Consider the following 26,311-nt stretch of genomic DNA (forward strand, 5'->3'; position numbering starts at 1 on the left):
AATAGACAGTAGAAATACAATTTTTAGGGCGGAACAAAGACCGCCCTTTTTTATGGTGAAATTATGACTCAAACTTCGACTGTCGTTGCGCAAATGCGTCAACTGATCCAAATTTTGGCACAGCATAATCATGCTTATTATGTGATGGATCAGCCGACCATTTTAGACAGTGAATATGATCAGCTTTTTTATCAGTTGAAAGCTTTAGAAGAACAATACCCTGAGTATATTCAGCCAGATAGCCCGATCAATAAAGTCGGTGGTAAACCTTTGGCGAAGTTTACGAGCGTGACCCATGTGGTACCGATGCTGTCTTTAGGCAATGTGTTTAATCAAGAAGAACTCTTTGCTTTTGCACGCCGTGCAGAAGAACGGTTGCCGAATCAAACGATTCAATATGATGTCGAACTGAAGTTTGATGGTCTTGCCATTTCACTGTGGTATGAACAAGGTGTGCTGGTGCGTGGGGTGACGCGTGGTGATGGTGAGACAGGGGAAGACATTACCCAAAACGTCAAAACCATTCGGAACTTGCCGAAGGTATTGAGTACAGATCAGGGAGAAGTGCCTACGCTACTGGAAGTTCGTGGCGAAGTTTTGATGCCTAAAGCAGGCTTTGAAAAGCTCAATGCCGAAAACGAAGCCAAAGGTGAGAAGACTTTTGCCAACCCACGTAATGCCGCAGCGGGAAGTTTACGTCAGTTAGACCCGAATATTGCGGCTTCGCGTCCACTCGCATTTTATGCTTATGGTATTGCGCAGTGTGAACCGAACCATGGTCAAAGTACTATGTCGGAAAGTCTAGAGTGGTTGCAACAGTTTGGCTTTGCAGTTGGTGAGCGTCATTTTGTCTGCGATAGTATTCAAGAAGTTCAAGCGGTTTATGAGCAAATCAATGCGGAACGACCACAATTGAGTGTGGAAATTGACGGCATGGTGATTAAGGTCAACAGTCTCAAACAACAGCAACAGCTCGGTTTTTTAAGTCGTGAACCGCGTTGGGCAACGGCTTATAAATTCCCTGCGGTGGCTGCGCTCACCACGGTTGAAAATATTGACTGGCAAGTGGGGCGTACAGGTACACTCACACCTGTGGCGCGTTTGAATCCTGTTGCTGTGGGCGGCGTGACCGTTTCAAATGTGACTTTGCATAATATTGGGGAAATTCACCGCCTAGATGTGCGAATTGGCGATACTGTCAGTGTTTACCGTAGTGGTGATGTGATTCCCAAAGTGGAAAAAGTATGGCCTGAGTTCCGTCCTGTCGATGCGACTGAAGTTGAACTCCCGAGCCAATGCCCCGTGTGTGAATCGCCTGTGGTGATGCCCGAAGGTGAAGCTTTAGCACGTTGCTCAGGTGGTTTGTATTGTGCCGCACAGCGTATTGAAGCAATTCGTCACTTCGTATCACGTAAAGCGCTTGATATTGAAGGTTTGGGGGATCGTTGGGTCGAATCACTGTTACATCTTGATCTGCTTAAAGATGTGGCTGATATTTATCACCTACACGAGCACCGAGAAAAGCTATTAACCATTGAAAAAATGGGTGAGAAGTCCGTTCAGAACTTGATTGATTCGATTGAAAATAGTAAGAAAACCACTTTGGCTGCATTTATTTATGCATTGGGGATTCGTGGAGTGGGTGAAACCACAGCACGTATGTTGGCCAATACTTTCCAAACTTTAGATGCGCTACGTGTCGCAGACATTGAAGCTTTAAAGAAAACTCCAGATGTGGGGGATATCACGGCGGAGTGGATTGTCGACTTTTTCCAAGCGCCGCATAACCTTGAAGTTTTAGACCGATTATTGGCGGCAGGTATTCACTGGGATGCACCTGTGGCACCAAGTCGCCAGCCTCTAAATGGAGAAAGTTGGGTCGTGACGGGTACACTCAGTACGATGGGGCGTGATGAAGCAACGCAGCTCCTACAAGCACTGGGCGCACGTGTGAGTGGTAGCGTGTCGAGTAAGACCAAGTGTGTTGTTGCAGGTGAAAAAGCAGGTTCAAAGCTGGATAAAGCAGAGAAGCTTGGGATTGCTGTGATTAATGAAGCTGAGTTTATTCAACTGATGAAAGATTATGGTCAGTTAGAGGTTTAGATTTTTGATTTGGATCAAAAAAATACTGTTCAGATAATTGCGTTCAGTTAAAGCACGACTAAAACGACTTTTAATGATGAGGGGTTCACAGCGGAGTCTTACGTATTCGCATCAAATGCTTGAAGTTCGTATGTTACTTTGGATTAGCCCAAAGTAACCAAAGGCATTAGTCATCAGCAAAACTCGTTCATTGCCATCAATGAATAAAATTGTCGCAGAAACAATTTTTTCTAATGTAGTGTTGTCTCGAACAGTTGCTGATGACATTTCGTGTATCCCATACCTTCATAAATTTAGAAAAAGCATAATGCTCGTCAGTTATGAAATTGACTAGTACTATGCTTTTTATTTATTTTTAAGGAATATATTGCTTAATGACACCGTCATCGAGCAATTGTTGAAAGTGCTCAACCAAGCTTTCTTTGACATCTCGATACTTTAAGCCTAATTCTTTTTGGCTCTTGTTCGCATCAAAATATATCGGATAACCCATATTCAACTCAACAAACTCGCGGCTAAAACCAATGAATGGACCAATCACCTTAAAGGCTGCTTTAGGAAGTTCATTTCGTGGAAATGGGAACTTCCAACCAAAATGTGCTTTCAGTAATTGACCGATTTCAAGCAGACTTAAAGTTCCACCACTCACGATGTAACGACCTGTTGCTTCTGGGGTGAATGCTGCTTGTAAGTGCGCTTCAGCAACATCTTGAACATCGACCACACCATTCCACATAGGTGGGACACCAGCTAAAGTCAAACCATTGGTAAACTGTTGTAAGACCTCAATTGAGCCTGACTGTGTATTTGGGGTCAATGAACGACCAAAGACCAACGCAGGGTTAATGCAGACCAACTGCCAACGATCTTGTGCCTCAGTCATTTCCCAAGCTTTACGCTCAGCCATCACTTTAGAATATGGATAAGGCTGATGGGTCTCGGAACTGCTGGTGTTCCAGTGACTTTCATTAAAAGTATTGTGGTCTGTTTTTAAAATATCAATGGCATCGCCATAGGTCGAAGCAATACTCGAAGTGACAATGACGCGTTTAACGGACTCGGTTTCATTCACGGTGTTTAAGACATTTTCTGTACCCAAAACAGCAGGTTCAATGATGTCTTTCACCGCATCTTTATAGTTGGTAACGACGAAAGGAGAGGCCATATGAAAGACAATTTCACAACCTTGCATCGCTTCTTTAAAGGAATTGGGTTCGAGCAAATTGGCTTTAAAGAGTTTCAGTGTTCCGGCACTGCTGTCTGCAATTTTAGATAAATGCGCGAAGCTTTGGGTTTTGTTCAAGTCACGTACAGTGGCATGAACGGTATACCCTTGGGTTAATAATTTTTGAATCACCCAACTGGCAATATAACCCGATGCACCTGTAACCAGTACCGGTGCTTGTGTTGCTAAGTTTGTCATAGATTACCCATTGTTGTTTTAAGTATTGGCTTAGTGTAAACGTGAATGCCATGAAAGTCTTTGCCTATGGGGTGAACAGGTGTCTGACTTATGCGTCATTTTATAATACTGCACCAAACTGTATTGAAAATGAGCGAGTAAAACGTATTTTTTAGCAGTAATCTTAAATTTGTATTTTATATCAAATAGATAAGTCAAATGATAAAATACAATAAATAATGATAATTATTTTACATATAATAATGATTCTCATTAAAAATAAGTGTTGTTTAAAATGAAATCCTTCTCTAAGAAAATTCTTGCAAGCTCTGTTGGGCTTTTGATGATGGGTGGAGGCTGTTTACAGCTTGCTTTTGCAGAGGAGGTTTCAGTTTTACCTGCCTTAAAATCAGAAGCGCAATCACAACAAGGCTATGCCGATGGTAAATTGGCGAAGGCAGCTGACTTGGGTGCTTTAGGGAATAAGTCAACGATTGATACGCCATTTACGGTTTCTACTTATACAGAGCAACTGATTCGTGATCAACAAGCATCTACAGTGGGGGAAGTTTTAGAAAATGATGCCAGTATTCGTGCGACGACCAATCAAGGTCATTTAAACGAAAACTTCCAAATTCGTGGTTTTAGTGTCGGCTATGACGATATGGCTTATAACGGGTTATACGCTGTAGCTCCTATGGGACGTATACCAACAGATTTACTAGAATCGGTAACAGTATTGAAAGGACCGAATGCTTTGGTTGCAGGTATGGCACCAGCAGGAAGCGTTGGCGGAGTAGTGATTGCGAATTCTAAACGTGCCGACCAAGATCTAACACGTATTTCGACGTCATTAGAAGATGAGAGTTATTATAAAACCAATGTGGATGTTTCTCGTCGTTTTGGTGACCAAAAACAATTTGGCATTCGTGTAAACGGCACATATGGAGACGGTGAGCATCTTATTGAAGGTATGGATGACCGTTTAGCACTGGGTTCGATTGCAGCGGACTATACGACCGATAAATTAAAACTAAACTTTGATGCTTATGCCATTCGTGAAAACCGTGATAATGGTTCACCTGCAATGGTTTCTATGCAAAAAACAGGCGTAGTTGCTGCACCAAAGGGGGATAATAATTACTTTGATCAAATTCATGGGGAAACCTATAGCCGTTATGCGGGCTTAAATGGTGAATATAAATTCACCCCTGATACCAAAGTTTTTGCAGGTGTGGGTTATGTTGAAAAAGGTTATTCGGGCCATATTTTTGGTACGCGTATGGTCTTGCAGAACAGTGCAGGTGATGCAACTTCGCAGTACTATCGAGTCGCATCTAAAGAAAATAACCTAAGTGGTAATACGGGTATTGAAACTAAATTCAATACAGGCGCCATTAAACATACCCTTGGGTTACGTGCAGATTATGTGCATCGCGAATACGATCAACACTCTCGTGCGACCAGTTCATCATTTACAACGAATCTTTATAATCCTAACTCGAACGGGACAATGCCAACGACCTATCCAACAGTTGTACCTTATGAAGATGATAAATTCATGAGTTATACCTTGACGGATCAAATTTCAATGTTGGATGACAAATTTCAGTTGATTTTGGGTGCTCGTTATCAAGATATGCAGTTGGAAAGTCTCACTACAGATGTGAAATACGATGAAAATAAGCTTTCACCAAGTTTAGGCATCGTAATCAAACCGTTTGGAGAAAATTTATCTTTTTATGCAAGTTATGTTGAAGGTTTATCAAAAGCAGACTCAGTAACTTCTACCGCGGATGTAAATGAAGGAAAACTGTTTAAGCCTTATGAAACGAAGCAATATGAAGTGGGAACGAAGTATCAAGCTGGTTCTTGGTTAAATAGCTTGGCAGTATATCAAATTGAAAAACCGACACTGATTACAACAGCTTTGGCGACAGCGGTTAATGGTAATACACAGATCACTGAAGATGGTGGGGAAAGCCGATCACGTGGTATTGAATGGTCCTTCTCAGGGAATTTGACTGAGGACTTAAGTCTACTGGGAAGCATGGCTTATATTGATGCTGAATATACAAAAGGTTCTACAAGCACCACTGATATTTCAGGCAATACGATTTATGGTGTACCAGACTTTACTGCCTCATTAGGTTTGGATTATGCCGTACCTGTGGTAGATGGTTTAAATGTTAATGCTCGGGCTAACTATGTTAGTGAACAATATTTAGATAGTTTGAATACCTATAAACTTCCTGACTATACTATTCTTGATGTTGGTGCGCGCTATAAAACAAAACTGGGTGGTGTAAACACGACTTTCCTAGCCAATGTCGATAACGTGACTAATAAAAAATATTGGGAAGGTGTGTTCAACTCTTACTATGCAACGGTTGGTGGTGCACGTACCTATAAACTCGGCGTCACTTTCGATTTCTAATTTTTATGATCAGCCCATTGCGATGCAGTGGGCTTTTTTATGTCTGAATGCTGACTCATTTAAGTTGAACGCAATGATGAAATTTCTAGGTTTACTCCTGTGCTGTGGTGGTTGTGTGCTGCTGTATTTGACCCATCCTAACCAAACGGTTCTTAAACAGACTGTGGCGAAAAAGTATCGTTGGGTCGGGTGGATTGGTTTTATTTTGGCATTGGTCCTTTTACAGGCGGTATTACCAAAACTGGTGGCGGTGTTGATGTGGTTACTGATGCCATTGGTATTGTGGTCAGTACTGCCGTTTATTCCTTTATTACATGGGGCTTTGACGCATGACGTTGCTACGCGATCAAAAGATACAACCTGACTGGTGGACGAAAAGCTTTGCGGGCGCAGTCCTTGGACTTAGCCTAGCTTTCGCTTTAGCTGCATTAATTACAGTGTGGGGACTTCAGTCTGAGTATCGTAGTCTTGCTCCACAGTTAGGGATGTGGTCGATTCCTTGGATTTGGCTACCGTTATTTTTTGTGGCCTATTTTATTCCACGCGGATGGCAGTCCATTGTGATTTATCTGTTTTTCAATGTTGTAGCTTACACACTCGTATTTTGGCTCAGAGGGGAATAGGGCATGAAGGTACGTACAGATATTCTCCGACTGGCCAAAGAGTTACATACATGGGTAGGAATTTGCGCAGGCATTCTCTTGTTCATTTGCTTTTTTGCAGGTGGGCTGAGTATGTTTCAGCATGATTTGAGTAAGTGGGCAACGCCACCGCAACAAAGTTTAAATACGGTTGAATTCCATCAGTACAACGATTTGGTGTCACAGGTACAGCAGCAGTATCCTGAAGCGCAAAAAAGTTTCCAGATCAATTTAAACTCCAAAGAGTTCCATTATGCCCCGATTCAGTGGCAACCTGTGCAAAGTCAAGCACATGATGATCATGCCTTTGATACAGATCAAAGTGCGATGTTAGCGACATTGAAACCAGATGGCACTTTACAGGTTGAACAAGAAAACTTATCCAAACTGGGTTGGTTGATTGAACAACTACACGAAACGGCAGGCATTCCGGGAATGCTTGGGCATCATACACTCGGTGTTTATGTGATGGGTGTGGTTTCGGTCTTATATTTTTTGGCGCTAATGACAGGTTTAATCATCCTCTTGCCGACGTTGGTCAAAGACTATTTTGCGATACGGCAAGGTAAGAACAAAAAATGCTTTTGGCTTGATGCGCACAATGTGATTGGCATTACCAGTTTACCGTTTCATATTTTGATTAGTGTGACGGTGATTGTTTTTGCATTTCATGATCTCTTTTATGATGGCTTGGGGCAGTTGGTGTCCAAAGGCAAACCATTGTTTGAACGTCCCGCTGCGGTGCAGATTGCAGATCCGGTTCCTCAACTGGATGTTGAAAAAATACTCTTACAAGTACAGCAACAAGCACAGGGCTATGAGGTCTCGTCTGTAAGCTTTAACAATCTAGACCAACCTACCAAGGCATCGGCACGCGTCAGTTTATATAGTCCAGATCAGATGTTACGTGGAGATAACTTCGACGTGATGTTTTTCAATCCTTACCAGCCCGCACCCTATAGTACAGACAATTTAAATACCCAAAGTTCTGGTCTAGATCAATTGATTCGATCGATGTTCAGTTTGCACTTTGGTAACTATGGCGGAGATTTTACCCGGTGGTTGTATTTGGCCTTGGGGCTGGGCGGAGCATTTTTATTTTACTCAGGCAATATTCTATGGATTGAATCGCGTGTAAAGCGACAAAAAAATCCAAATTTAGCACCACCTGCACAGCGTAAGGATGTGCAATTCATCGCAAACTTAACCATAGGCGCATGTTTGGGAGCGGTCTTTGGCATTGTTATGAGTATGTTGATCGGGCGCTGGGCCTATGTACTCAGTCCTGAACTACACAGCATCAACGCATGGTTTATGTATATCTATTATGCGATTTTTATTTTCAGCTTAATGCTGAGCTTCGTACTGGGCGGAGCACGGGCATTACCAACGTTATTGCTGTCGATTGTGATTGTTTTACTGCTCATGCCTTTGACTTCTGCTATCGCATTGCTCTTACCTGAGATTGGATTATGGTCATCTTCTTCCTCTTTATGGTGGGTTGACGTCTTTGCTATTATTTTTGCTGGGTTATTTTTCCGTTTTTATCGCCAAGCTCAGGCCCGAGTCCAGTCCGCAGAAGTGGGTTCTCTTTGGTCCGTTGCTCAGAAAAAATGAAAGATTGTGCACCGTTCCAAGGTTGAAATAAGAAGCATTTTTAATGGTTACAAAATGAAGCACAGGGCGGTTCAAGCCTAAAAAGCCTTTGCAAAAAGGATAAAGTTTTGCAAAGGCTTCTTTTATAACTATTATTTTGATGATTCATACTGCAAATGCGTATGTTTCTCATTTTAATTTTATAAAAATCATAAACTTACATAATTTATCTTTTGCAAAGTGAATTAAATGTGTCCATAATAGTTGCATTAGAGAATGGAGATTTTGAAATGCGTGGCAATCCTGAAGTCGTAGACTACTTAAATATGTTGATCGGTGGAGAATTGGCTGCACGCGATCAATATCTCATTCATTCACGTATGTATGAAGATTGGGGTTTGAGCAAAATCTTTGAACGTATTGATCATGAAATGCAAGAAGAAGCACAACATGCGGATGCGATTATTCGCCGTGTTTTGTTTTTGGAAGGCACACCGAATATGCAACGTGATGACGTTGAAATTGGTGAAGATGTCGTTTCATGCTTAAAAGCCGATTTAAAGCTTGAATATCATGTACGTGAAAAATTAGCGCAAGGCGTAAAATTGTGTGAAGAAAAGGGTGATTACATTACCCGTGACATGTTACGTCAGCAAATGTCAGATACCGAAGAAGACCATACTTATTGGTTAGAAAAACAATTACGTTTAATTGAATTGATTGGTCTGCAAAACTACATTCAGTCTCAAATGTAAGAGATGCCAGCTACCAGTTTTATGTAAAGGTGGCATGTGTATTTACATACTGAGTAATCAAAAAGCCTTCGAATCAATGTCCGAAGGCTTTTTTGTATGGGTTATTTTTTAGAGAATTTTTGAATATCTGCCAATACTTGTCCCGCATGGGTTTGGGTATTCACACTGCTGTAGTGATAGACCACTGTACCTTGTGGGTCAATCAGAAAGGTTTCACGTTTCGCAATTTTCGCGATGCCTAAGTTCCGTACGATGCCGAGTTGATTTGCCAGTTGATGATTGTGATCAGCCAAAATAGGGAAATTCAGTCCCAACTTTTTAGAAAATTTTTGATGTGACTGTACATCGTCCAAACTCACGCCTAAGACCACCGCATTATTTTTGCTAAATTGTGGGTAGAGTGCTTTAAACTGATTGGCTTCTTGGGTGCAGCCCGGCGAGTCATCTTTCGGATAAAAATATAACACTACCCATTTGCCTTGATATTGTTTGAGCTCATGCCATTTGGAATTTTGATCTTGTAACTTAAAACTCGGTGCGGGCTTGCCCACCCATTGTTTTTGGTCTGATGAAGCGCTTGAAAAAGCTGGTGCTGCATAAGTGGCATTACTGATGGCACAGAAACTACCTAGCGAAAGTAAGCTAATCGTTGCCACTTGCATTATTTTCATGGTGTAGGCTGTCCAGAAATGTATTTCATTGATCTTAGCAAATTTTAAGGCACTAAAGTGCTGAGATTCTGGTGTCTAAATCTGAATTATTTGTTTAAATTTGCTGTTCATTCAAAGGGCTTGCTTTGCAACGGAGTCTGAGGTTTTATACTGTTTGAAATTTACAGTTTTAGAGTCTGCATTGAATCAACGTATTTTACTCATCACGGGCTGGGGTGGTGGGACCAAGTTACTACAACCTTTGGCTCATGCTTTGCAGCATAAAGGCCATTCGGTTGAGCTGATCAATATTTTTAATGGATTGGATACACAGGTGTTGCAGCAACATGCTGAACAAGCCAAAGATTTTGATGTCATTATAGGTTGGTCTTTGGGGGGGCAACTGGCAACTTTATTGGTCGCGGCTGTTGAACAGCAGTATCAACAGCAAAAAGTATTAATTACTCTGGCTTCAAATCCGTGCTTTGTGGCGCATGAAAACTGGCCAACCGCGATGAGTCCAGCGACATTTCAAAACTTTAAACAATCCTTTGAAGCAGATGCGATTGCAACCTTAAAGAAATTTGGATTTATGGTGTGTCAAGGGACAGCAACCAACAAGCAAGATTTTTTACAGTTGCAAAGTTTGATTCAGCCTCAGTCTTTAGATCTGTTAAAACAGGGACTCAATTGCTTAGAGCATTTAAATACGGTTGAGATCTTACACAATTATACGGGGCATCAACTCCACCTGCTGGCTAAACAAGATTTTTTAGTTAGCTACAAAGTCTTGGATAATTTAAAAGCTTTAGGTGCAAATTTTTTAGATGCGATGCTTTTAAGTGGTTCACATGGGCTTCCAGTTTTTCATGCCGATGAAGTAACTGACAAAATCTGCCAATATTTACAAAAAATGGATTAAACAATTCGCTGAGTGGCGAATATCGCAATTTCTTTTTGATGCGTGCAGGTTTAAGATCAGTCAAACTGAAATTTTGCTGTAACTGTAGTCGATATGGAGTTAAGGATGACTGAGATCAATGCCAAATTGGATGGTGAGTTGGATGACTTAGCATTTGATCGGGAACATATTTGGCATCCTTATACCTCGATGACCAATCCGCTCCCCACCTTTAAAGTTAAAAAAGCCTTTGGTTCAACCATTGAGTTAGATGATGGTCGTCAGCTGATTGATGGGATGTCTTCGTGGTGGTGCACCATACATGGTTATAACCATCCTGAACTGAATCAGGCCGTGACAGATCAGCTGCAAAACATGTCGCATATTATGTTTGGTGGTTTTAGCCATGATCCCGCCATTCAACTGGGCAAATTACTGTTGCAAATCACCCCGCCAAGTTTAGATAAAATTTTCTATGCAGACTCAGGTTCTGTTGCGGTTGAAGTAGCGTTAAAGATGGCAGTTCAGTATTGGACTTCGCTTGGGAAACAAGACAAAACCAATTTTGTCACCCCGCGTTCGGGCTACCATGGTGATACATGGAATGCGATGTCGGTCTGTGACCCTGTCACTGGGATGCATCAAATTTTTGGCTCAAGTTTACCCAATCGTATTTTTGTTCCTGCACCGCAAGTTGCCTTTGATGCAGCATGGGATCAGAAGGACATTCGTGAGCTTGAAAACACCTTAGCTGCACAGCATGAAAGTATCGCCGCGCTGATTATTGAGCCGATTGTTCAGGGTGCAGGAGGGATGCGTTTTTATCATCCTGAGTACTTACGACAGGCCAAATTGCTCTGTGAAAAATATGGTGTTTTACTGATTTTTGATGAAATTGCGACGGGTTTTGGGCGTACGGGGAAACTCTTTGCTTGGGAGCATGCACAGGTCGAACCTGACATTATGTGTATGGGTAAAGGTTTAACAGGCGGCTATATGACCTTGTCTGCAACCTTAACCACAAAGCATATTGCTGAAACCATCAGTCGAGGCGAAGCGGGTGTGTTTATGCACGGCCCAACGTTTATGGCCAATCCCTTGGCGTGTGCGGTGGCGGCGAAAAGTACAGAACTCCTCATTTCACAAGATTGGCAAAGCAATATTCAACGCATTGAAACACAACTTCGTACCGCTTTGACACCGTTGCAGTCACTTGAATATGTCTATGAAGTTCGTGTATTGGGTGCCATTGGTGTGGTTGAGCTGACGTTTAATGTGGATATGAAGACCTTACAACAAGAGTTTGTCCGCCGTGGTATTTGGGTGCGACCATTTGGAAAACTGGTTTATGTGATGCCCCCTTATGTGATTACCTCACATGAGCTGAAGACCTTACTTGAGCAATTGGTTGAAGTGGTGGTGCAGATGCAGGAGCCTGTTGTATGAAGCATGTAGAGCATTTTGCAGCGCAGTTGGATATCCTTAAACAACAAGGCAATTTGCGCCGGTTTACGTCCAATGTGCAGCAAGGGCGGATGATTCGAATTAATGATCATGAGATGTTGAATTTGGCATCGAATGATTATCTAGGATTGGCTGCAAATATCGAATTACGAGAACAGTTTTTCGATGAAACACCGAATGCGCAGCGCTGGATGAGTTCAGCTTCTTCACGTTTATTGACGGGTAATTTTCCTGAATATGAACAGTTTGAGAGCAGTCTGAGTCAAGCTTTTCATGGTCGAGCGGCTTTGGTATTTAACAGCGGCTATCACATGAATATTGGTATTTTACCTGCGTTAGCGGACAGTAAAACTCTAATTCTGGCTGATAAATTAATCCATGCCAGCATGATTGATGGTATTCGTTTATCGACAGCGAAGTTGGTACGTTATCGCCATAATGACTTGGCGCATTTAACCCAACTTTTACACAAGTATCATGCCGATGATGCTTTTGAGCGGATTATTGTGGTGACCGAGTCCATTTTTAGTATGGATGGTGATGAAACCGATTTGGCTGAACTGGTCCGTATCAAAAAACAGTTTGAAAAAGTCATGCTCTATGTCGACGAAGCACATGGTATTGGCGTACGTGGTGAGCAAGGCTTGGGCTGTGCTGAGCAATACCAAGTGATTGATGAGATCGACTTTTTAGTTGGTGCTTTGGGTAAGGCCATGGCTTCAATCGGCGGCTATCTGATTTGTCACCCTGTGATTCGAGACTATCTGATCAATACGATGCGCCCATTGATTTTTAGTACGGCACAACCGCCGATCTGCATGGCGTGGAGCAACTTTATCTTGCAACAAATCTTGCAGTTAAATAATGCACGTCAGCATTTACACAGTATCAGTCAGCATCTACAGCAAGCAGTTCAGGCCAAAGGTTTTGATTGTCCATCAACGTCTCAAATTGTCCCTGTAATCATCGGGGATTCAAGCAAAACGGTGGAGAAGGCGAAAACTTTGCAACAAGCAGGTTTTTATATTATGCCTGTACGACCACCGACTGTGCCGCAGCATAGTTCTAGACTACGCATTTCCTTAACTGCTCAAGTTCGCCATACTGATTTAGATCAGTTGATTCAGTTGTTGTGAGTGAGTCGTGAAGAATTTAGAGATTAATAAAGCACAAGTCGCATTGCGCTTTGCTCAGGCAGGGCAAAGCTATAGTGAGCATGCGGTTGTGCAAAAGCAAATTGCACGCCAGCTTTTTAATTTAATCCAATGTTATGCCACTAAAACGCAATTTGATCGGGTGTTTGAAATTGGTTGTGGTTCAGGCAATTTAAGCCATCTTTTGCTGAAGGATTTCCAAATTCAGCACTATCTATTGAATGACTTATATGCAGAGGTGCAGCAGCACTTTCAGGGTTATTCAAATATAGACTGGTTATTGGGTGACATTGAACAGCTTGTTTTTCCAGCTCATTTGGAACTGATTGTATCGACCTCTGCGTTGCAGTGGATGACGGATCTTGATGCTGTTTTTCAGAAAGCGAATGACAGTCTGCTTCCACAAGGGCTGTTTTGTTTTTCCACTTTTGGGGAGCGGAATTTACAAGAGATTAAGACCTTAACGGGGCAAGGCTTAGATTATGTCAACCTCGATCAACTACGGGAAAAATTGCAAAATCAAGGCTTTGAAGTTCTGCATTTGTCTGAACAGATTGAGTACTTAGACTTTGCGACACCGAAACAGGTACTGCAACATTTAAAAGCCACAGGTGTCACGGCAACTGCATCGAGCTTTCGTTGGACCAAGCACTCGCTTGAACGCTTTTATCAAGATTATCGACAATTTTCACAACTCGATACATCAGGACAGATTCATTATCGCCTGAGTTATCACCCTATTTATTGTATTGCACGGAGAATGCCATGACTGGATCAGTTTACTTTATCAGTGGAATCGATACAGGCATTGGGAAAACCTATACCACGGGCTACTTAGCCAAGCTTTGGAATGAACAAGGCCAAAAAACCATTACCCAAAAGCTAGTGCAAACGGGCAATGTTGATGTTTCTGAAGACATTGAACAGCACCGTAAAATTATGGGTATGGGTTGGTTCCCTGAAGATGACAGTAAGCTGACCATGCCTGAAATTTTTAGTTATCCTGCATCGCCACATTTGGCGACTAAAATTGATGGTCGTGAGATTGATTTTGCAAAAATCGAGCGTGCTACTCAGCAGCTGGCTGAAAAATATGAGGTGGTGTTGTTAGAAGGTGCAGGTGGTTTGATGGTGCCTTTAACCACAGATTTGCTTAGCATTGACTATATTGCAGCCAAGCAACTGCCTGTCATTTTGGTAAGTTCAGGGCGTTTGGGCAGTATTAACCATACTATTTTAAGTTTAGAAGCACTGAAAAGTCGTGGTTTAGAGCTTTACGCTTTAGCCTATAACTTAAATGATGAGTCACAAGATGAACTCATTTCTAAAGATACTGCGACCTATTTAAAAGCTTATTTGGCGACACATTTTCCGCAAGCCTTGTGGATCGATATTCCCGTGTTGAAGTAATTTGTAGAGTCATAAAAAAACCGCTAACAGCAAAAGTTGTCAGCGGTTTTTTTGACGGTTTTATTTATTGATTACTCACGACGCCAATTTTTTTTACATCAAGGCGTTGGGCTGCGGCCATGACCATCGCAATGTATTTATATTCCGTTGCGCGGTCAGCTTTGAGTTTAATTTGGTCTTGATCTGCTTTTTGAGCAACGGTTTGAAACAAGGCTTCGAGCGCTTGTTTGGACTCCACAGCTTGTTCATTCCAAAACATTTTACCTTGAGCATCTAAGCGTAGTTCCACGATTTCAGGTGGTTTTTCCTGAACTGGTGGTGGTGTGCCATTCGGGAGGTTGATATTAATGGCGTTGTTTGGCAATGGAATCGTGATAATGAACATAATCAGTAATACCAACATGACATCAATCAAAGGCGTCATGTTGACATCAAGCATCACATCTTCATCATCTTGGTTGGAACCAACATTCATACCCATAGCTGAATCCTTCTTTGATTAAGGTGAAGAGGGCGGTGTGGTGACAAAGGCAATTTTGCCAATCCCCGCTTGCTGCGTGGTAGTAATGACTTGGTCAATCGCATCGTATGGCGTAAGTTGGTCACCACGAATGTGGACATCGGGCTGAGGTCTCTTTTGTGCCTCTGTTTGTAGTCGTGCCAGTAAAGTGGCTTTGTCGGCAATGTAACTCTCATTCCAGAAAATATCGCCATTTTTATTGACTGCGAGTTGAATATTTTCAGGTTTGGTTTCATAAGGCACATTCTTTTCTTCAGGCAAATTGACTGGCACGGTATGAACCGCAACAGGCACTGTAATGAGGAAAATAATCAGTAAAACCAACATAATATCAACCAATGGTGTGGTATTAATGGTTCCGATTACATCATCATCGCTGTCATTTGAATTTACCGTCATTCCCATGGCTGATTCCTCATGTTCTTATTTCATGTCACGGTTAACAGGATTGTTGGTGCTGATTTCACCACTTAACAACACAGCATGCAGGTCTGAACCAAAGGTACGGACTTCTTCCATTACGGCTTTATTCCGGCGGGTTAACCAGTTGTAACCAAGCACTGCTGGAACAGCCACGGCTAAACCAATTGCAGTCATAATTAAGGCTTCACCGACAGGGCCTGCGACTTTATCAATAGAAGCTTGACCCGATACCCCAATCGCGGTTAACGCATGGTAAATTCCCCAAACGGTACCGAATAAACCCACGAAAGGTGCGGTTGAACCTACAGTTGCTAGAAAAGCCAGCCCACCACTTAAATGGCTGTGAATTTTGTCGATAGCACGTTGAATCGAGATAGTGACCCAAGTATTAAAGTCGATACGCTCTAATAATGTTCCACCATGGTTTTTTGTGGATTTAATGCCTTTTTCAGCAATAAAGCGATACACACTGGCATCATCTAAACCCTCAGTTGCAGTATCGAGAGAGGTTGCTTCCCAAAAGTTTTTATCGGCATGTTGGCCTTGTTTGCGGATTTTGCCTTGCTGTAAGCATTTGGTGATGATGATGTACCATGTCCCAATCGACATAATCACCAAAATAAACAGTGTCACTTTAGACACCAGATCACCTTCTTTCCACATTGCTTCTAAGCCATAAGGGTTATGTACTTTTTCTGAAGCAGAAGGTGCTTTCTCAGCTAAGGGTGGGGGAACAGGTGTTGCTGCTTTCTCAGTCGCAGTGACTGGTGTAGTCATTGCTGTAGTGGGCGCAGCTGTTTCCTCTGCAAAAATAGCTTGTAGAGGAAGTAATGTGCTCATTCCAAGTAGGCTTGCTGCGGTAAAGTTTTTTAATTTTTGCATTGTGTAACTCCTAATGTCGGCTGATCTTTTTCAATTATTCGAGAACAAATTCGTATGGGATGTCGAACCAAGCGCTTTGAGCTACGCCATCTTTCATTGCAGGTTTAAATGTGCACAAGCTATACGCTTTCGTTGCTGCTCGGTCTAAAGTACGGTCACCTGTTGAGCGTTTCACTTTGACTTCTTGCGCCTTACCATTGGTATCGACAAAGACCGAAATCAGTACGGTGCCTGAAATACCACTCATCTCTGCTTCGCGTGGATAGCTTGGAGCTTTGCATCCAGCTTCACCTTCCGATACTCCACGTGTAACACCTGTGGGTTTGGGTGCAGGTGATGGAGCAGCGGCAGTCGGTGTTGGGGTTGGAGATGGGCTTGGAGAAGGCGATGATGCAACTGGCGTCGGCGTGCTTATCGTCGGTTTAGTGACGGGTGTAGCAACTGTTTTTTGCACTGGGATTGCTTTTTCTACAGGTTTGGGGTCAGGTTGCTGCGCTACTTTTTCCACCATTTTGGGTGGCTCTAGTGGAACTTCTTTAGGTGGTTCAGGCTCAGGTGGCTTGATATCTTGCAGAATGATCAATTCCACAGGTTCGGTTGAGGGTTTGACAATATCTTTTGCCAAGCCCGCCATTAGCACCAAGCCAACAAGAACATGTAAGAAAATCACAATGCCAATACCTGTGAGTTTTTTGGCGGAGTTTTTTTCTAAATCTTCAAATGTAGTGCCCATAATTACTCCTAAAATTTAAGCCAAATCTACTTTTTAAAAGCATTGGATTGCACTTGGGAAAATCCATATATATCTGGTTAAAGTTGAGCATGTATAAACATCACCACAGATTGAATATTTCAATCTGTGGCTCAGATCCGCTTAGAACGTATATGTACCTCTTACATAGAAAGTACGTCCTGTTGGGTCGCTGTAACGTGGGTCATAGCCGTATTGGAAGTTATCGAGAACATTTGATGCAGCAGGTTCTTCATCAAATAGGTTTTTGATGCCACCCGTTAGGGTTAAGTTTTTGAAACCTTTATAGGTGCCTGCAATGTTGTAGAGGGTATAGTCGGGGACTTTGTGATTATCAAAGCCTTCTTCACCTGTTGCATTTTGGTCGTGATAGCCTCGGAAAAATTGCTGTTCAAAGACCAATTTCCAGTCTTCATAGCTCCAATTGATGTTTGCGGTATGTTTCCAGCGCAGTACAGCAGGGTCATCATAAACGCCCACTAAGCCCTCCCAGTCTCCATCTTTTTCTTCTTGGTAGTCATTTTTGATGACATATGTTCCATTAATTCCAAAGCCAAACCGACCGGTTGATGTCATAGGAGTGAGGTAGTCCAAGCTAATGTCTATCCCTTCGGTTTTGATGCCACCTGTATTCATTAACGTGGTATTGATGTATTGGATACGGCCGTCTGCATCTCGCACAAAGCGATCTGCATATTTGGTTGGATCTTCGAAAATGGAAGTTTCACCCGTTAAGCCAATAAGATTTTCGATTTCGATATTGTAGTAATCGACCGCTAAGACTAGGTTCTTAAGGGGCTCAAAAACAAAGCCTGCTGTAAATGTGGTTGATTCTTCGGGCTGAAGCTCAGAGTTACCGCCTTGCATACGCTTAAATTGGGTATTACATTCTGTTTGATATTGCGGTGAAGTTGCTACGCCACCTGGACAGAGCACAGGGTCATCGTATTTTGCCCCCGTGTAAGTTTGGCTTTGCGGCGCATTAATTTCATATAAGCTTGGAGCACGGAAACCTGTACTGTAAGTACTTCGGAACATTAATTGTTTTAAAGGTTCCCAGCGTAAACCTACTTTCGGGTTGAAGGTGTCGCCAAAATCACTGTAGTCATCAAAACGTGCTGCAAGTTGCGCTTCTAAAGTGGAGGTAATCGGAATTTGTAGCTCTGAGAAAACGGCTGTAATGTCGCGGTCACCCTTGCTGATAGGTTTGTCAGGGTCAATGCCACTACCTGGGACAAGTCGAACAAGGTCTGAGTTTACCTTTGCTTCCCAGTCTTGCGTGGTAAAGCTACCGCCGAAGGCAAAACCCACGTCACCCGCAGGAAGGGTAAAAATTGGACGGCTGATCGTAAAGTCAAAGGTGGTGGAGTCTAAGGTCGCATCATTGGTCGTACCGCTGACTTCTAATGAATTCCAAACACTTGAATCCGCTGAAGGACCAAAGGGGTTAATGGTGCCGTTATCTAGCCCTTCTTGCAGTTGACTACGATTTAAATAGCCACTAACGAAACTGTCCTTTGCTTTACCTTTTGCATAGGTCACGCCGCTGTCGATGTTCCAGCCATATGCTTCACCTTCAATCCCTGCAAAAATACGATGTGATTCATTGGTTGTCTTAGAAACACGGTTACCTGCTTGTGAGCGTAGGTAGAGTTGTAAAGGGTCCCCACTTAAACCTGGAACAGCAGGAGTGATACCTTCCCCTGGATAATATTGGCTTCCTTTGGGAAGTGTCACAGATCGGCTATAGACATCGGGTGCGATTGAGGTAGTGACTTCATTTTTTGCATATACATATTCAGCAATCGCGTTGAATTGGTCACTGAGTTTGAAAGTTGCACGACCTAGTGCCGATAAGTCTTCTGTTTCTGGTTGAATACCAATCAAGGCTTGAGTGTTTAAAAAACACAGGCCATCGTCCGCAACGACATTAGGAGTGTTATTACAGTTGGCATTACCGTAAGGATTGGCTAATACACCACTGGTTGGGTCATAGAAGTTAGCAGGAAAACCATTCGCAGAGCCAGCATCGATCCCTAATTCAGGTAAAAGCCCACCACGACGGCTAACTTTACGGTCTTTGGCCATAATTTCTTTAGACTTTTGGTAGCTGATTGCGCCATATACGTTAAAACCTTGTTCGTCTAAGTCGCCATAGCCACCAAAGATAGAGACATCGTATTCTTCCCCCCCTTTTTCTTCGGGTTTGAGTACACCGCTGCTGATACCGAAACCTTCATATTGTTTTTTTGTGATGAAGTTGATCACCCCAGCAATGGCATCTGCGCCATATACCGCGGATGCACCATCTCGGAGGACTTCAATGCGTTCAACCATTGCTAGAGGAATTGTATTGAGGTTGGTTTCAGAGGTACTAAAAGGGCTATAAGCCAAACGGCGACCATTTAATAATACTAAGGTTTTGTCTGGACCTAGGCCACGTAAGTTGGCTGTTGAACCAGAGGTATTACTTGCCCCCACGTTTTGCGCGGTTGTGTAACCCGCTTGGTTGGCACTGATTTTGGTTAAGGCTTCTTCGGCAGTTGTGACGCCTTGTTGCGCAAGCTCTTCAACTTTAATGACGGTAATGGGTGAAGAACTTTGAGCTGCAACTCCTTTGATAGAGGAGCCAGTGACAGTCACTTTAGCAACTTTTTTAGTTGGTTCTGCTGAGACTGAGCTTTCGGTTTCTTCTGCATGAGCTAAAGACAAACACATCATACTTAAAGTCAGGGTACTTAGTTTAAGTATTGATTTGCTGATGGTTGGGGTCCCCATAGATCGAACAAGTTTGTTTTTTTGCATCGTAAATTCAACCCTTCTTTTTCTATATTTAGCGGTATTGCTGTGCTGAGGGAGTGCAAGGCAAATGCCAACTTTCAGGGATAGACAAAAGACTGTGAATTAAGTTATTGGAAAATATTGTTTTATTTTATTATTTATGTGGATTTATGTAACTTGTTTTCATTTTTCTAGAATTTAAAAAATTAAAATGGCAAAAAATTACTTATAAATCGATTAAAAAATAATCATAAAATGATTATTCATATAATAAGTGATCAAAAATGAGTCGTGATTTTTTGAATTTTTAATACAAAATATTATTTGTAATTATACTGAAATATTAATATTTATCTTTAATAAATAAATGCTTGAGATATTTTATTTGGTTTTTTGTAGTTCTTGTGATGTTCGAATTTGAATCATTGGTGTATTAAATCTGTGCAATAGTTTATTTAAACTGAATGTTTAAAAATAGCTACTAATTGGCAAAATGTTTCGATGTGAGTTGAGACTCTCATTTATAACTAATTAATATCCATATATTTTTCTTACAAAATGTTAAATTAGAATGATAAAAAAATAGGCGTGGCATGATATTCGCTTTGTTACTGAGGTGAATATTTGCCCATGACCGTTTTTTAAATTTTGATAATTAAAATTTAATTTATAAAACATGGGTTTATGTTTTAAGTTTTTGTCAGTGTTGTCTGAAAAATAAAACACTGACATTGAACATGGATGGCATGAGATCACCTTGCTTAAAAAAAAGATGTGTATAGGTATGAACTTGAATTCAAAAAAACTGAAGCTTGCTGCTTTATCCCTTGCGATGGGTTTTGGCTTTTCTGCCTATGCAAAGTCGCCTGCAGATCCAAACAAAGTATTAAATATCGCTTATGAAGCGCCTGATGATGGTTTTGATACGGTTAAAACCTATAATTTTTATAGTGGTAGTATTGCCCAAGCCATTTTTGAACCACTTTTAAAATACGATTATTTGGCGCGTCCCGCTCAATTGGTTCCAAATACAGCAGTGGCGATGCCAAAAATAGAACAAGAGGGCAAAGTCTATATCTTTAAAATTCAGCCCAATATTTATTTTAGCGATGACGCGGCCTTCAAAGGCAAGCCGCGAGAGTTGGTGGCGCAGGATTATATTTATTCCATGATGCGGATTATGGATCCGAAAAACCGCTCACCGACCTATTCATTTATTGAAGGCAAAATTGTCGGTGGTGATGCTGCTGTTGCTCAAGCCAAGAAAACAGGCCAGTTTAATTATGATGCCGCGATTCCGGGTTTAAAAGCCCTCGATAAATACACACTACAAATCACATTAACTCGTCCTGACTATAATTTCCCGTATATCTTGGCTTACGCTACATTTAGTGGAACAGCGCGGGAAGTGGTGGAGTTTTATGGGGATCGAATCGCGCAGCATCCAGTGGGGACAGGGCCTTATCAACTGAGTAAATATGTACCGCGGAGTCGTATTGAACTGGTGGCCAACCCGAAATATCGTGGTTTTACTTGGAATTTTAAATCTACAGGTTCGAGTTGGGACAACCGTCTGGTCAAGGAGATGCAAGGCAAAAAAATGCCGCAAATCGGCAAAGTCAGCGTCAGTATTATTGAAGAAGAACAGTCTCGCTGGCTCGCGTTCAAATCAGGCCAACTCAATTTTGACAAACTGACTTCCAATGCGGTACCACAGGCTTTAAATGGCAAACAACTCAAACCTGAACTGGTCAAGCAGGGTATTCAACATTTTCCCAATAAAGACGCTGAAATCACCTATACCATGTTTAATATGCAAGACCCTACAGTGGGTGGTTTTGGGCTTGAAAAAGTTGCATTAAGACGTGCGATTAGTCTGGCTTATAACCAAGCAGAAGCCATTAAACAACTGTATAAAGGGCAGGCGGTGAAGTCGGAGATGTTGGTGCCTGAGGGGGTACAAGGCTTTAATCCGAATTATCGGAGTAGCGTGGCCTATAACCCTCTCTTGGCGAATAAATTACTGGATCGTTTCGGTTATAAGAAGGGAGTAGATGGTTACCGTCGGCTACCGAATGGTCAGCCTCTAACGCTTAAGTTTATGACTGAAAACAGTTCCAGTTCCGTGATTCAGTCTGAACTGTGGAAGAAAAATTTAGATGCGATTGGTCTGCGTGCCGACTTTGTGGTGAGTAACTTTGCTGACAATTTAAAAGCAGCGATGCAATGTAAATATATGATTTGGGGCGGGGCTTGGATTGCCGATTATCCTGAAGGGGAAAACTTTGCCCAACTGCTGTATGGGCCCAATTCGGCTCAGGGTAATCTCAGTTGTTACCAGTCCAAAGCCTATGATGCACTTTATACACAAGCGATGGCCTTACCACCGCCTCAGCGTTTGCCATTTTATGAAAAACTCAGTCGTCAAATTGAGGCCGATAATCCATGGATTATTCATAACAGTCGTATTCGAAATTGGTTGTTACATCCACATGTTCAGGGTTTTAAGGCACATCCGATGATGAACACCAACTGGCAATATCTTGATATTCAGCCCATAAAAAAATAATTGAGATGTAGAACACAATGAGAGATCTAAATCAGAAATTGAAACGATGGGGTTTGGGGATTTGGGTAGGCAGCATTCTGCTGAGTAGTTCAGTTTCCAGTTTTGCGCAAAGTCCTGCCGACCCGAAAAAAGTTTTACGTTATGTTTTTCCTGTGGCTGAAACAGGCTTTGACCCTGCGGGCGTGCATGACTTGTACTCCGCCCATGTTAACGGTTCGATTTTTGAAACGTTGTTTACCTATGATTATTTGGCCTCACCTGCGAAATTGGTACCACGAACAGCTGTGGCTTTACCCGAGGTGAGCGCGGATGGATTGACCTATACCATTCGTTTGCAAAAGGGGATTTATTTTGCTGCAGACCCAGTGTTTAAAGGTAAAAAGCGTGAGCTGACCTCGGCTGATTATGTGTATACCTTTAAGCGTTTACTGGATCCGAGTTTGCATTCACCCAACAGTTGGTTACTTGATGGGCGAATCTTAGGGATGGAGGCTTTGCTGAAACAGGCGCAGAAAACAGGGAAATTTAATTACGACCAATCTGTCACGGGTTTGCAAACACCAGACCGTTATACCTTGGTTATTCGCCTGACCAGCCCTGATCAGAACTTTCCAATGCTGCTTGCGCATCAGCCTACAGGCGCGGTTGCACGGGAAGTCATCGAAAAATATCGTGACAAAGCGGGTTTTGTCATGGGGCATCCAATAGGAACGGGGCCATATATGCTCAGTAGTTGGACGCCGGGTTCGCGGATCATTTTAAAGGCTAACCCTGATTTCCGAAGTTTTGTTTGGAACTTTAAGGCCAGTACGCCTGAGGACCAAAAGATCGTCAAAGCCATGCAAGGCAAAAAGATGCCGCAAATTGGCGAGATTGATATTCAGGTGATGGAAGAAGGACAATCACGCTGGTTGTCCTTTATTAAAGATGAAGTGGATTTGTTTGCCTTAGATGGTGAGCTGACGGTTCAAGCCTTGCAAGATGGAAAGTTAAAACCGGAATTGGTTAAAAAAGGCGTACAGCTGTCACGGATCACCGATCCTTCGATTGACTATCATTATTGGAATATGCAAAACCCAGTGGTCGGCGGTTTAAGTAAAGATAAAATTGCCCTGCGCCGTGCCATGGCGATGGCATTTTCAGCCGATAACTACATCAATATTTTACAAAAAGGCGATTCGCAAAAACTGCAAGCACCGATTCCAAGTGGTGTGGTGGGCTACGATCCCAATTATCGAAGCAGTATTCCTTACTCAGTCAAAGCGGCAAATTTATTGTTAGATCGTTATCACTATAAAGTAGCTGCTGATGGTTGGCGAACTCAGCCGAATGGGAAACCTTTGGTGATTGAGATGACGCTTTCGGGCAATAATTTACGCAGTCAACAACAGGCCGAGTTTTGGAAAAAAACCTTAGACAGCGTCAAAATTAAAATGACCACCAAGTCGATGCCTTTTGCTGAAGCTTTGAAATTAGAAAAACAATGTAAAACCATGTTTAAGACATCGGCATGGATTGCAGACTACCCAGATGCAGATAACTTTATGCAGCTGTTTTATGGCAAAAACATCAATATCACCAACAATGGCTGCGTCAAAATTCCTGAATATGACCGCCTATATGAACAAGCCCAAAAGATGATACCGAGCCCAGAGCGCGATGCAATCTACGCCAAAATGTCACGCCTGCTGGAAGTGTATATGCCTGTACAGGTGATTGGGGCGCGTTACCGCAATATCTTGGCACAACCGCGTGTGATTGGTTTTAAAAAGCATCCCATACTGCCCGCAGAGTGGATGTATATCGATATTGATTTGAAGAAATAGAAATTAAACAAAACTGGAGTCATGATGAAAAAGCAACATTTTAAATTCACTGCATTGTGCATGTTGGGCCTAGGGATGAATCAGATAGTTTTGGCGGAAACAGTACCGCGCCAAACATTACCGAGCTTTCAAGCCAAAGACATCCCTGCAATGTGTAATGCCAAAATTGCGGATGTGAAAAAGCAACTTAAAACGTTTGAAAATAAGCCCCTTAAAAACGAAACGGCAGCAGCGCCTATATTGGCTGAATGGGATCGTATTTTTGCATCATTTGAAGATTTTTATGGCCCGATTGGTCTGTATAGCAATGTTGACCCTGATGAAGCACTGCGTAAAGCGGCTGAAGACTGTGAAATTAAAATTAGCCAATTCCAAACCGATGTGTATCAGAATCCAAAGCTATATCAACAAATTAAGAAAATAAAAATTGCTGATCCAATTGAAGCCAAGTTCCGTGAAGATATTTTGGAAGGTTTTGAAAAAACCGGGATACAGCTTTCAGCAGATAAACAAGCACGTTTAAAAGCGATTTTTGATGAACTGGCAAAAATTGAACAAGAGTATGCGCGTAATGTCCGTGATAATCCTGAAAAACTTGAATTTAGCCCTGATGAGCTAAAAGGCTTGCCACAAAGTTATATCGACGGTTTAAAGAAAAATGACAAAGGCAATTATTTACTCGGTTTTGAGTATCCCGATTATCGGCCGTTTATGGAGTTGGCAGATAACGATGATGCACGTAAGCGTTATCAAATTGCATTTACCCGGCGTGGTGGCGAGAAAAATCTGGCGCTGCTGAAGCAAGCCATGGACTTACGTTATGAGTTAGCACAACTGTTTGGTAAGTCCAGTTATGCGGAGTGGGTACTGCAAAGCCGGATGGCGAAAACGCCTGAAACCGTGAATAAATTCTTGGCGGATGTACATGCTACGGTGGCGCCCCTAGAGAAAAGGGAAGTTCAAACTTTACGTGAGTTTAAAGCGCAAAGTTTAAATATCCCTGTTGAGCAAGCTAGTATTGAGCGTTGGAGCGAAGCATATTGGAGTGAAAAATTACGCAAAGCCAAGTATCAGGTCGATCAAGAGCAACTACGTCAATACTTCCCAACGCAAGCTTCTCAAGACTGGCTTTTTGCGATTTCTGAAAACTTGTATGGCATCAAGTTTAAGCCTGCCAAAGTTGATGTTTGGCAAGATGAAGTGGAATATTACGATGTGACCGATGCCAAAACTGGGCAACTGCTTGGCGGTTTATATATGGATAAATTTCCACGTAAAGGCAAATATGGACATGCTGCGGTATGGGGCGTTTATGGCGGCAGTAGCCTAACCGGGCGCAAACCGATTTCAGCACTGGTCACTAACTTTAACCGCAATGGTTTAAATAGCGATGAGTTAGAAACTTTTGTACATGAGTTTGGTCATGCGCTACATGGCATTTTATCCAACACACGTTTTTCATCTCAGTCAGGAACTTCAGTTGAACGGGACTTTGTTGAAGCACCGTCACAAATGTATGAGGAATGGGCACGACGTAAAGAGACTTTGTCAAAGGTGGCAGACTACTGCAAACCTGAGTGCCCACGCGTGGATGATGCGCTGATTGCCAAACTCAATGCCGTACATAGCTATGGGCGTGGTTTACATTATGCACGTCAGACGTTGTATGCACAGTATGATATGGCGTTACATGGCAGTGATGCACGAGAGGTTCAGCCCTTAAAGGTTTGGGAAAAAATGGAAGGCGCAACGGCTTTGGGTTATGTTCCGACCACCGAGTTTCCGGGGCAGTTTGGTCATATCATGGGCGGTTATCAAGTAGGGTATTACGGCTATATGTGGTCAGAAGTAATGGCGTTGGACATGCTCTCAGCCTTTGGTGATAACTTAAATAATCCTGAAGTGGGACAACACTATCGTCAAACGATTTTGTCCCAAGGTGGTCAAAAACCTGCCAAAGCATTGGTCAAAGACTTTTTGGGTCGTGAACCTGATAACAAAGCCTTTTTCGATGAAATTACCGGTCAACGGGTGAAATAAGGGGCA

The 26,311-nt window shown here is 42.3% G+C and carries 21 protein-coding genes; 14 read left to right on the top strand and 7 right to left on the bottom strand.

Annotated elements, in window-relative coordinates:
- Positions 1–63: 63 nt before the first annotated feature.
- A complete protein-coding gene (gene ligA, locus PTT44_RS02530) occupies positions 64–2,103 on the top strand; it encodes an NAD-dependent DNA ligase LigA (RefSeq protein WP_168158234.1) in 2,040 nt (679 codons plus the stop codon).
- 355 nt (positions 2,104–2,458) lie between these two features.
- On the opposite strand, the gene PTT44_RS02535 is transcribed toward ligA, so the two are convergent.
- A complete protein-coding gene (locus PTT44_RS02535; RefSeq protein WP_273795529.1) occupies positions 2,459–3,526 on the bottom strand; it encodes an SDR family oxidoreductase in 1,068 nt (355 codons plus the stop codon).
- Between the two features lie 274 nt (positions 3,527–3,800).
- On the opposite strand from PTT44_RS02535, the gene PTT44_RS02540 reads away from it, so the two are divergent.
- From PTT44_RS02540 to ftn, 5 genes are all read left to right on the top strand, one after another.
- Positions 3,801–5,942, top strand: coding sequence for a TonB-dependent receptor (locus tag PTT44_RS02540; protein WP_168158232.1), 2,142 nt, complete (start codon positions 3,801–3,803; stop codon positions 5,940–5,942).
- Between the two features lie 73 nt (positions 5,943–6,015).
- Complete coding sequence (locus PTT44_RS02545) at positions 6,016–6,306, top strand: hypothetical protein (RefSeq protein WP_168158231.1); 291 nt, start codon at positions 6,016–6,018, stop codon at positions 6,304–6,306.
- Positions 6,272–6,565 (top strand): hypothetical protein, encoded by a 294-nt coding sequence (locus PTT44_RS02550; protein WP_168158230.1) that lies wholly within the window; start codon positions 6,272–6,274, stop codon positions 6,563–6,565. The genes PTT44_RS02545 and PTT44_RS02550 overlap by 35 nt, the downstream gene beginning before the upstream one ends.
- Before the next feature lie 3 nt (positions 6,566–6,568).
- Positions 6,569–8,200, top strand: coding sequence for a PepSY-associated TM helix domain-containing protein (locus tag PTT44_RS02555; RefSeq protein WP_168158229.1), 1,632 nt, complete (start codon positions 6,569–6,571; stop codon positions 8,198–8,200).
- A 269-nt stretch (positions 8,201–8,469) separates the two neighbouring features.
- Entirely contained in the window at positions 8,470–8,934 is a 465-nt protein-coding gene (ftn, locus tag PTT44_RS02560; protein WP_004695301.1) for a heteropolymeric bacterioferritin subunit Ftn, read from the top strand.
- A gap of 101 nt (positions 8,935–9,035) precedes the next feature.
- Here the strand turns inward: ftn and PTT44_RS02565 are convergent, their stop codons facing one another.
- On the bottom strand, positions 9,036–9,596 hold the full coding sequence (locus PTT44_RS02565) for a peroxiredoxin (RefSeq protein WP_435781928.1): 561 nt from the start codon (positions 9,594–9,596) through the stop codon (positions 9,036–9,038).
- 163 nt (positions 9,597–9,759) lie between these two features.
- Here PTT44_RS02565 and PTT44_RS02570 point away from each other — a divergent pair, with 163 nt between their 5' ends.
- The 5 genes from PTT44_RS02570 (at position 9,760) to bioD (ending at position 14,513) form a co-directional block, all read left to right on the top strand.
- Positions 9,760–10,506: a hydrolase gene (locus PTT44_RS02570; RefSeq protein ID WP_168158227.1), complete on the top strand. Its 747-nt coding sequence runs from the start codon at positions 9,760–9,762 to the stop codon at positions 10,504–10,506.
- A 105-nt stretch (positions 10,507–10,611) separates the two neighbouring features.
- A complete protein-coding gene (bioA, locus tag PTT44_RS02575; protein WP_168158226.1) occupies positions 10,612–11,931 on the top strand; it encodes an adenosylmethionine--8-amino-7-oxononanoate transaminase in 1,320 nt (439 codons plus the stop codon).
- Positions 11,928–13,085, top strand: a complete 1,158-nt coding sequence (locus PTT44_RS02580; protein WP_168158225.1) for an 8-amino-7-oxononanoate synthase — start codon at positions 11,928–11,930, stop codon at positions 13,083–13,085. Before bioA ends, PTT44_RS02580 begins: the two co-directional genes overlap by 4 nt.
- Positions 13,086–13,092: 7 nt before the next feature.
- A complete protein-coding gene (gene bioC, locus PTT44_RS02585; protein ID WP_168158224.1) occupies positions 13,093–13,872 on the top strand; it encodes a malonyl-ACP O-methyltransferase BioC in 780 nt (259 codons plus the stop codon).
- Complete coding sequence (gene bioD, locus PTT44_RS02590) at positions 13,869–14,513, top strand: dethiobiotin synthase (RefSeq protein ID WP_168158223.1); 645 nt, start codon at positions 13,869–13,871, stop codon at positions 14,511–14,513. Before bioC ends, bioD begins: the two co-directional genes overlap by 4 nt.
- A 64-nt stretch (positions 14,514–14,577) precedes the next feature.
- On the opposite strand, the gene PTT44_RS02595 is transcribed toward bioD, so the two are convergent.
- From PTT44_RS02595 to PTT44_RS02615, 5 genes are all read right to left on the bottom strand, one after another.
- On the bottom strand, positions 14,578–14,994 hold the full coding sequence (locus tag PTT44_RS02595) for an ExbD/TolR family protein (RefSeq protein ID WP_004695313.1): 417 nt from the start codon (positions 14,992–14,994) through the stop codon (positions 14,578–14,580).
- 18 nt (positions 14,995–15,012) lie between these two features.
- Positions 15,013–15,438: an ExbD/TolR family protein gene (locus PTT44_RS02600; protein WP_078389253.1), complete on the bottom strand. Its 426-nt coding sequence runs from the start codon at positions 15,436–15,438 to the stop codon at positions 15,013–15,015.
- 18 nt (positions 15,439–15,456) lie between these two features.
- A complete protein-coding gene (locus tag PTT44_RS02605) occupies positions 15,457–16,338 on the bottom strand; it encodes a MotA/TolQ/ExbB proton channel family protein (protein ID WP_168158222.1) in 882 nt (293 codons plus the stop codon).
- A 34-nt stretch (positions 16,339–16,372) separates the two neighbouring features.
- Entirely contained in the window at positions 16,373–17,071 is a 699-nt protein-coding gene (locus tag PTT44_RS02610; RefSeq protein ID WP_168158221.1) for an energy transducer TonB, read from the bottom strand.
- Positions 17,072–17,212: 141 nt separating this feature from the next.
- Positions 17,213–19,894: a TonB-dependent receptor gene (locus tag PTT44_RS02615; protein WP_168158220.1), complete on the bottom strand. Its 2,682-nt coding sequence runs from the start codon at positions 19,892–19,894 to the stop codon at positions 17,213–17,215.
- Positions 19,895–20,654: 760 nt separating this feature from the next.
- Between PTT44_RS02615 and PTT44_RS02620 the strand changes: the two genes are divergently transcribed.
- From PTT44_RS02620 to PTT44_RS02630, 3 genes are read left to right on the top strand one after another with little or no spacing between them, the layout of a single operon-like run.
- The gene (locus PTT44_RS02620; RefSeq protein WP_168158219.1) at positions 20,655–22,439 is read left to right on the top strand and encodes an ABC transporter substrate-binding protein; all 1,785 of its coding nucleotides are present in this window, start codon (positions 20,655–20,657) and stop codon (positions 22,437–22,439) included.
- A gap of 17 nt (positions 22,440–22,456) precedes the next feature.
- Positions 22,457–24,265 (top strand): ABC transporter substrate-binding protein, encoded by a 1,809-nt coding sequence (locus PTT44_RS02625; protein WP_168158218.1) that lies wholly within the window; start codon positions 22,457–22,459, stop codon positions 24,263–24,265.
- 24 nt (positions 24,266–24,289) lie between these two features.
- Entirely contained in the window at positions 24,290–26,305 is a 2,016-nt protein-coding gene (locus tag PTT44_RS02630) for a M3 family metallopeptidase (protein ID WP_168158217.1), read from the top strand.
- The last annotated feature ends 6 nt before the right edge of the window (positions 26,306–26,311 follow it).

Origin of the sequence: Acinetobacter sp. Gutcm_16, from assembly GCF_028649355.1 — a bacterium.
GTDB lineage: Bacteria > Pseudomonadota > Gammaproteobacteria > Pseudomonadales > Moraxellaceae > Acinetobacter > Acinetobacter johnsonii.

What these genes read in the sequence shown, in the direction of transcription:
- PTT44_RS02555 (WP_168158229.1), top strand. Translation starts at nt 6,569, where the DNA reads ATGAAGGTACGTACAGATATTCTCCGACTGGCCAAAGAGTTACATACA.
- PTT44_RS02615 (WP_168158220.1), bottom strand. Translation starts at nt 19,894, where the DNA reads ATGCAAAAAAACAAACTTGTTCGATCTATGGGGACCCCAACCATCAGC.
- PTT44_RS02540 (WP_168158232.1), top strand. Translation starts at nt 3,801, where the DNA reads ATGAAATCCTTCTCTAAGAAAATTCTTGCAAGCTCTGTTGGGCTTTTG.
- PTT44_RS02620 (WP_168158219.1), top strand. Translation starts at nt 20,655, where the DNA reads ATGAACTTGAATTCAAAAAAACTGAAGCTTGCTGCTTTATCCCTTGCG.
- PTT44_RS02625 (WP_168158218.1), top strand. Translation starts at nt 22,457, where the DNA reads ATGAGAGATCTAAATCAGAAATTGAAACGATGGGGTTTGGGGATTTGG.
- ftn (WP_004695301.1), top strand. Translation starts at nt 8,470, where the DNA reads ATGCGTGGCAATCCTGAAGTCGTAGACTACTTAAATATGTTGATCGGT.
- PTT44_RS02600 (WP_078389253.1), bottom strand. Translation starts at nt 15,438, where the DNA reads ATGGGAATGACGGTAAATTCAAATGACAGCGATGATGATGTAATCGGA.
- bioA (WP_168158226.1), top strand. Translation starts at nt 10,612, where the DNA reads ATGACTGAGATCAATGCCAAATTGGATGGTGAGTTGGATGACTTAGCA.
- PTT44_RS02580 (WP_168158225.1), top strand. Translation starts at nt 11,928, where the DNA reads ATGAAGCATGTAGAGCATTTTGCAGCGCAGTTGGATATCCTTAAACAA.
- bioD (WP_168158223.1), top strand. Translation starts at nt 13,869, where the DNA reads ATGACTGGATCAGTTTACTTTATCAGTGGAATCGATACAGGCATTGGG.
- PTT44_RS02545 (WP_168158231.1), top strand. Translation starts at nt 6,016, where the DNA reads ATGATGAAATTTCTAGGTTTACTCCTGTGCTGTGGTGGTTGTGTGCTG.
- PTT44_RS02595 (WP_004695313.1), bottom strand. Translation starts at nt 14,994, where the DNA reads ATGGGTATGAATGTTGGTTCCAACCAAGATGATGAAGATGTGATGCTT.
- ligA (WP_168158234.1), top strand. Translation starts at nt 64, where the DNA reads ATGACTCAAACTTCGACTGTCGTTGCGCAAATGCGTCAACTGATCCAA.
- PTT44_RS02610 (WP_168158221.1), bottom strand. Translation starts at nt 17,071, where the DNA reads ATGGGCACTACATTTGAAGATTTAGAAAAAAACTCCGCCAAAAAACTC.
- PTT44_RS02630 (WP_168158217.1), top strand. Translation starts at nt 24,290, where the DNA reads ATGAAAAAGCAACATTTTAAATTCACTGCATTGTGCATGTTGGGCCTA.
- PTT44_RS02535 (WP_273795529.1), bottom strand. Translation starts at nt 3,526, where the DNA reads ATGACAAACTTAGCAACACAAGCACCGGTACTGGTTACAGGTGCATCG.
- PTT44_RS02565 (WP_435781928.1), bottom strand. Translation starts at nt 9,596, where the DNA reads ATGCAAGTGGCAACGATTAGCTTACTTTCGCTAGGTAGTTTCTGTGCC.
- PTT44_RS02550 (WP_168158230.1), top strand. Translation starts at nt 6,272, where the DNA reads ATGACGTTGCTACGCGATCAAAAGATACAACCTGACTGGTGGACGAAA.
- PTT44_RS02605 (WP_168158222.1), bottom strand. Translation starts at nt 16,338, where the DNA reads ATGCAAAAATTAAAAAACTTTACCGCAGCAAGCCTACTTGGAATGAGC.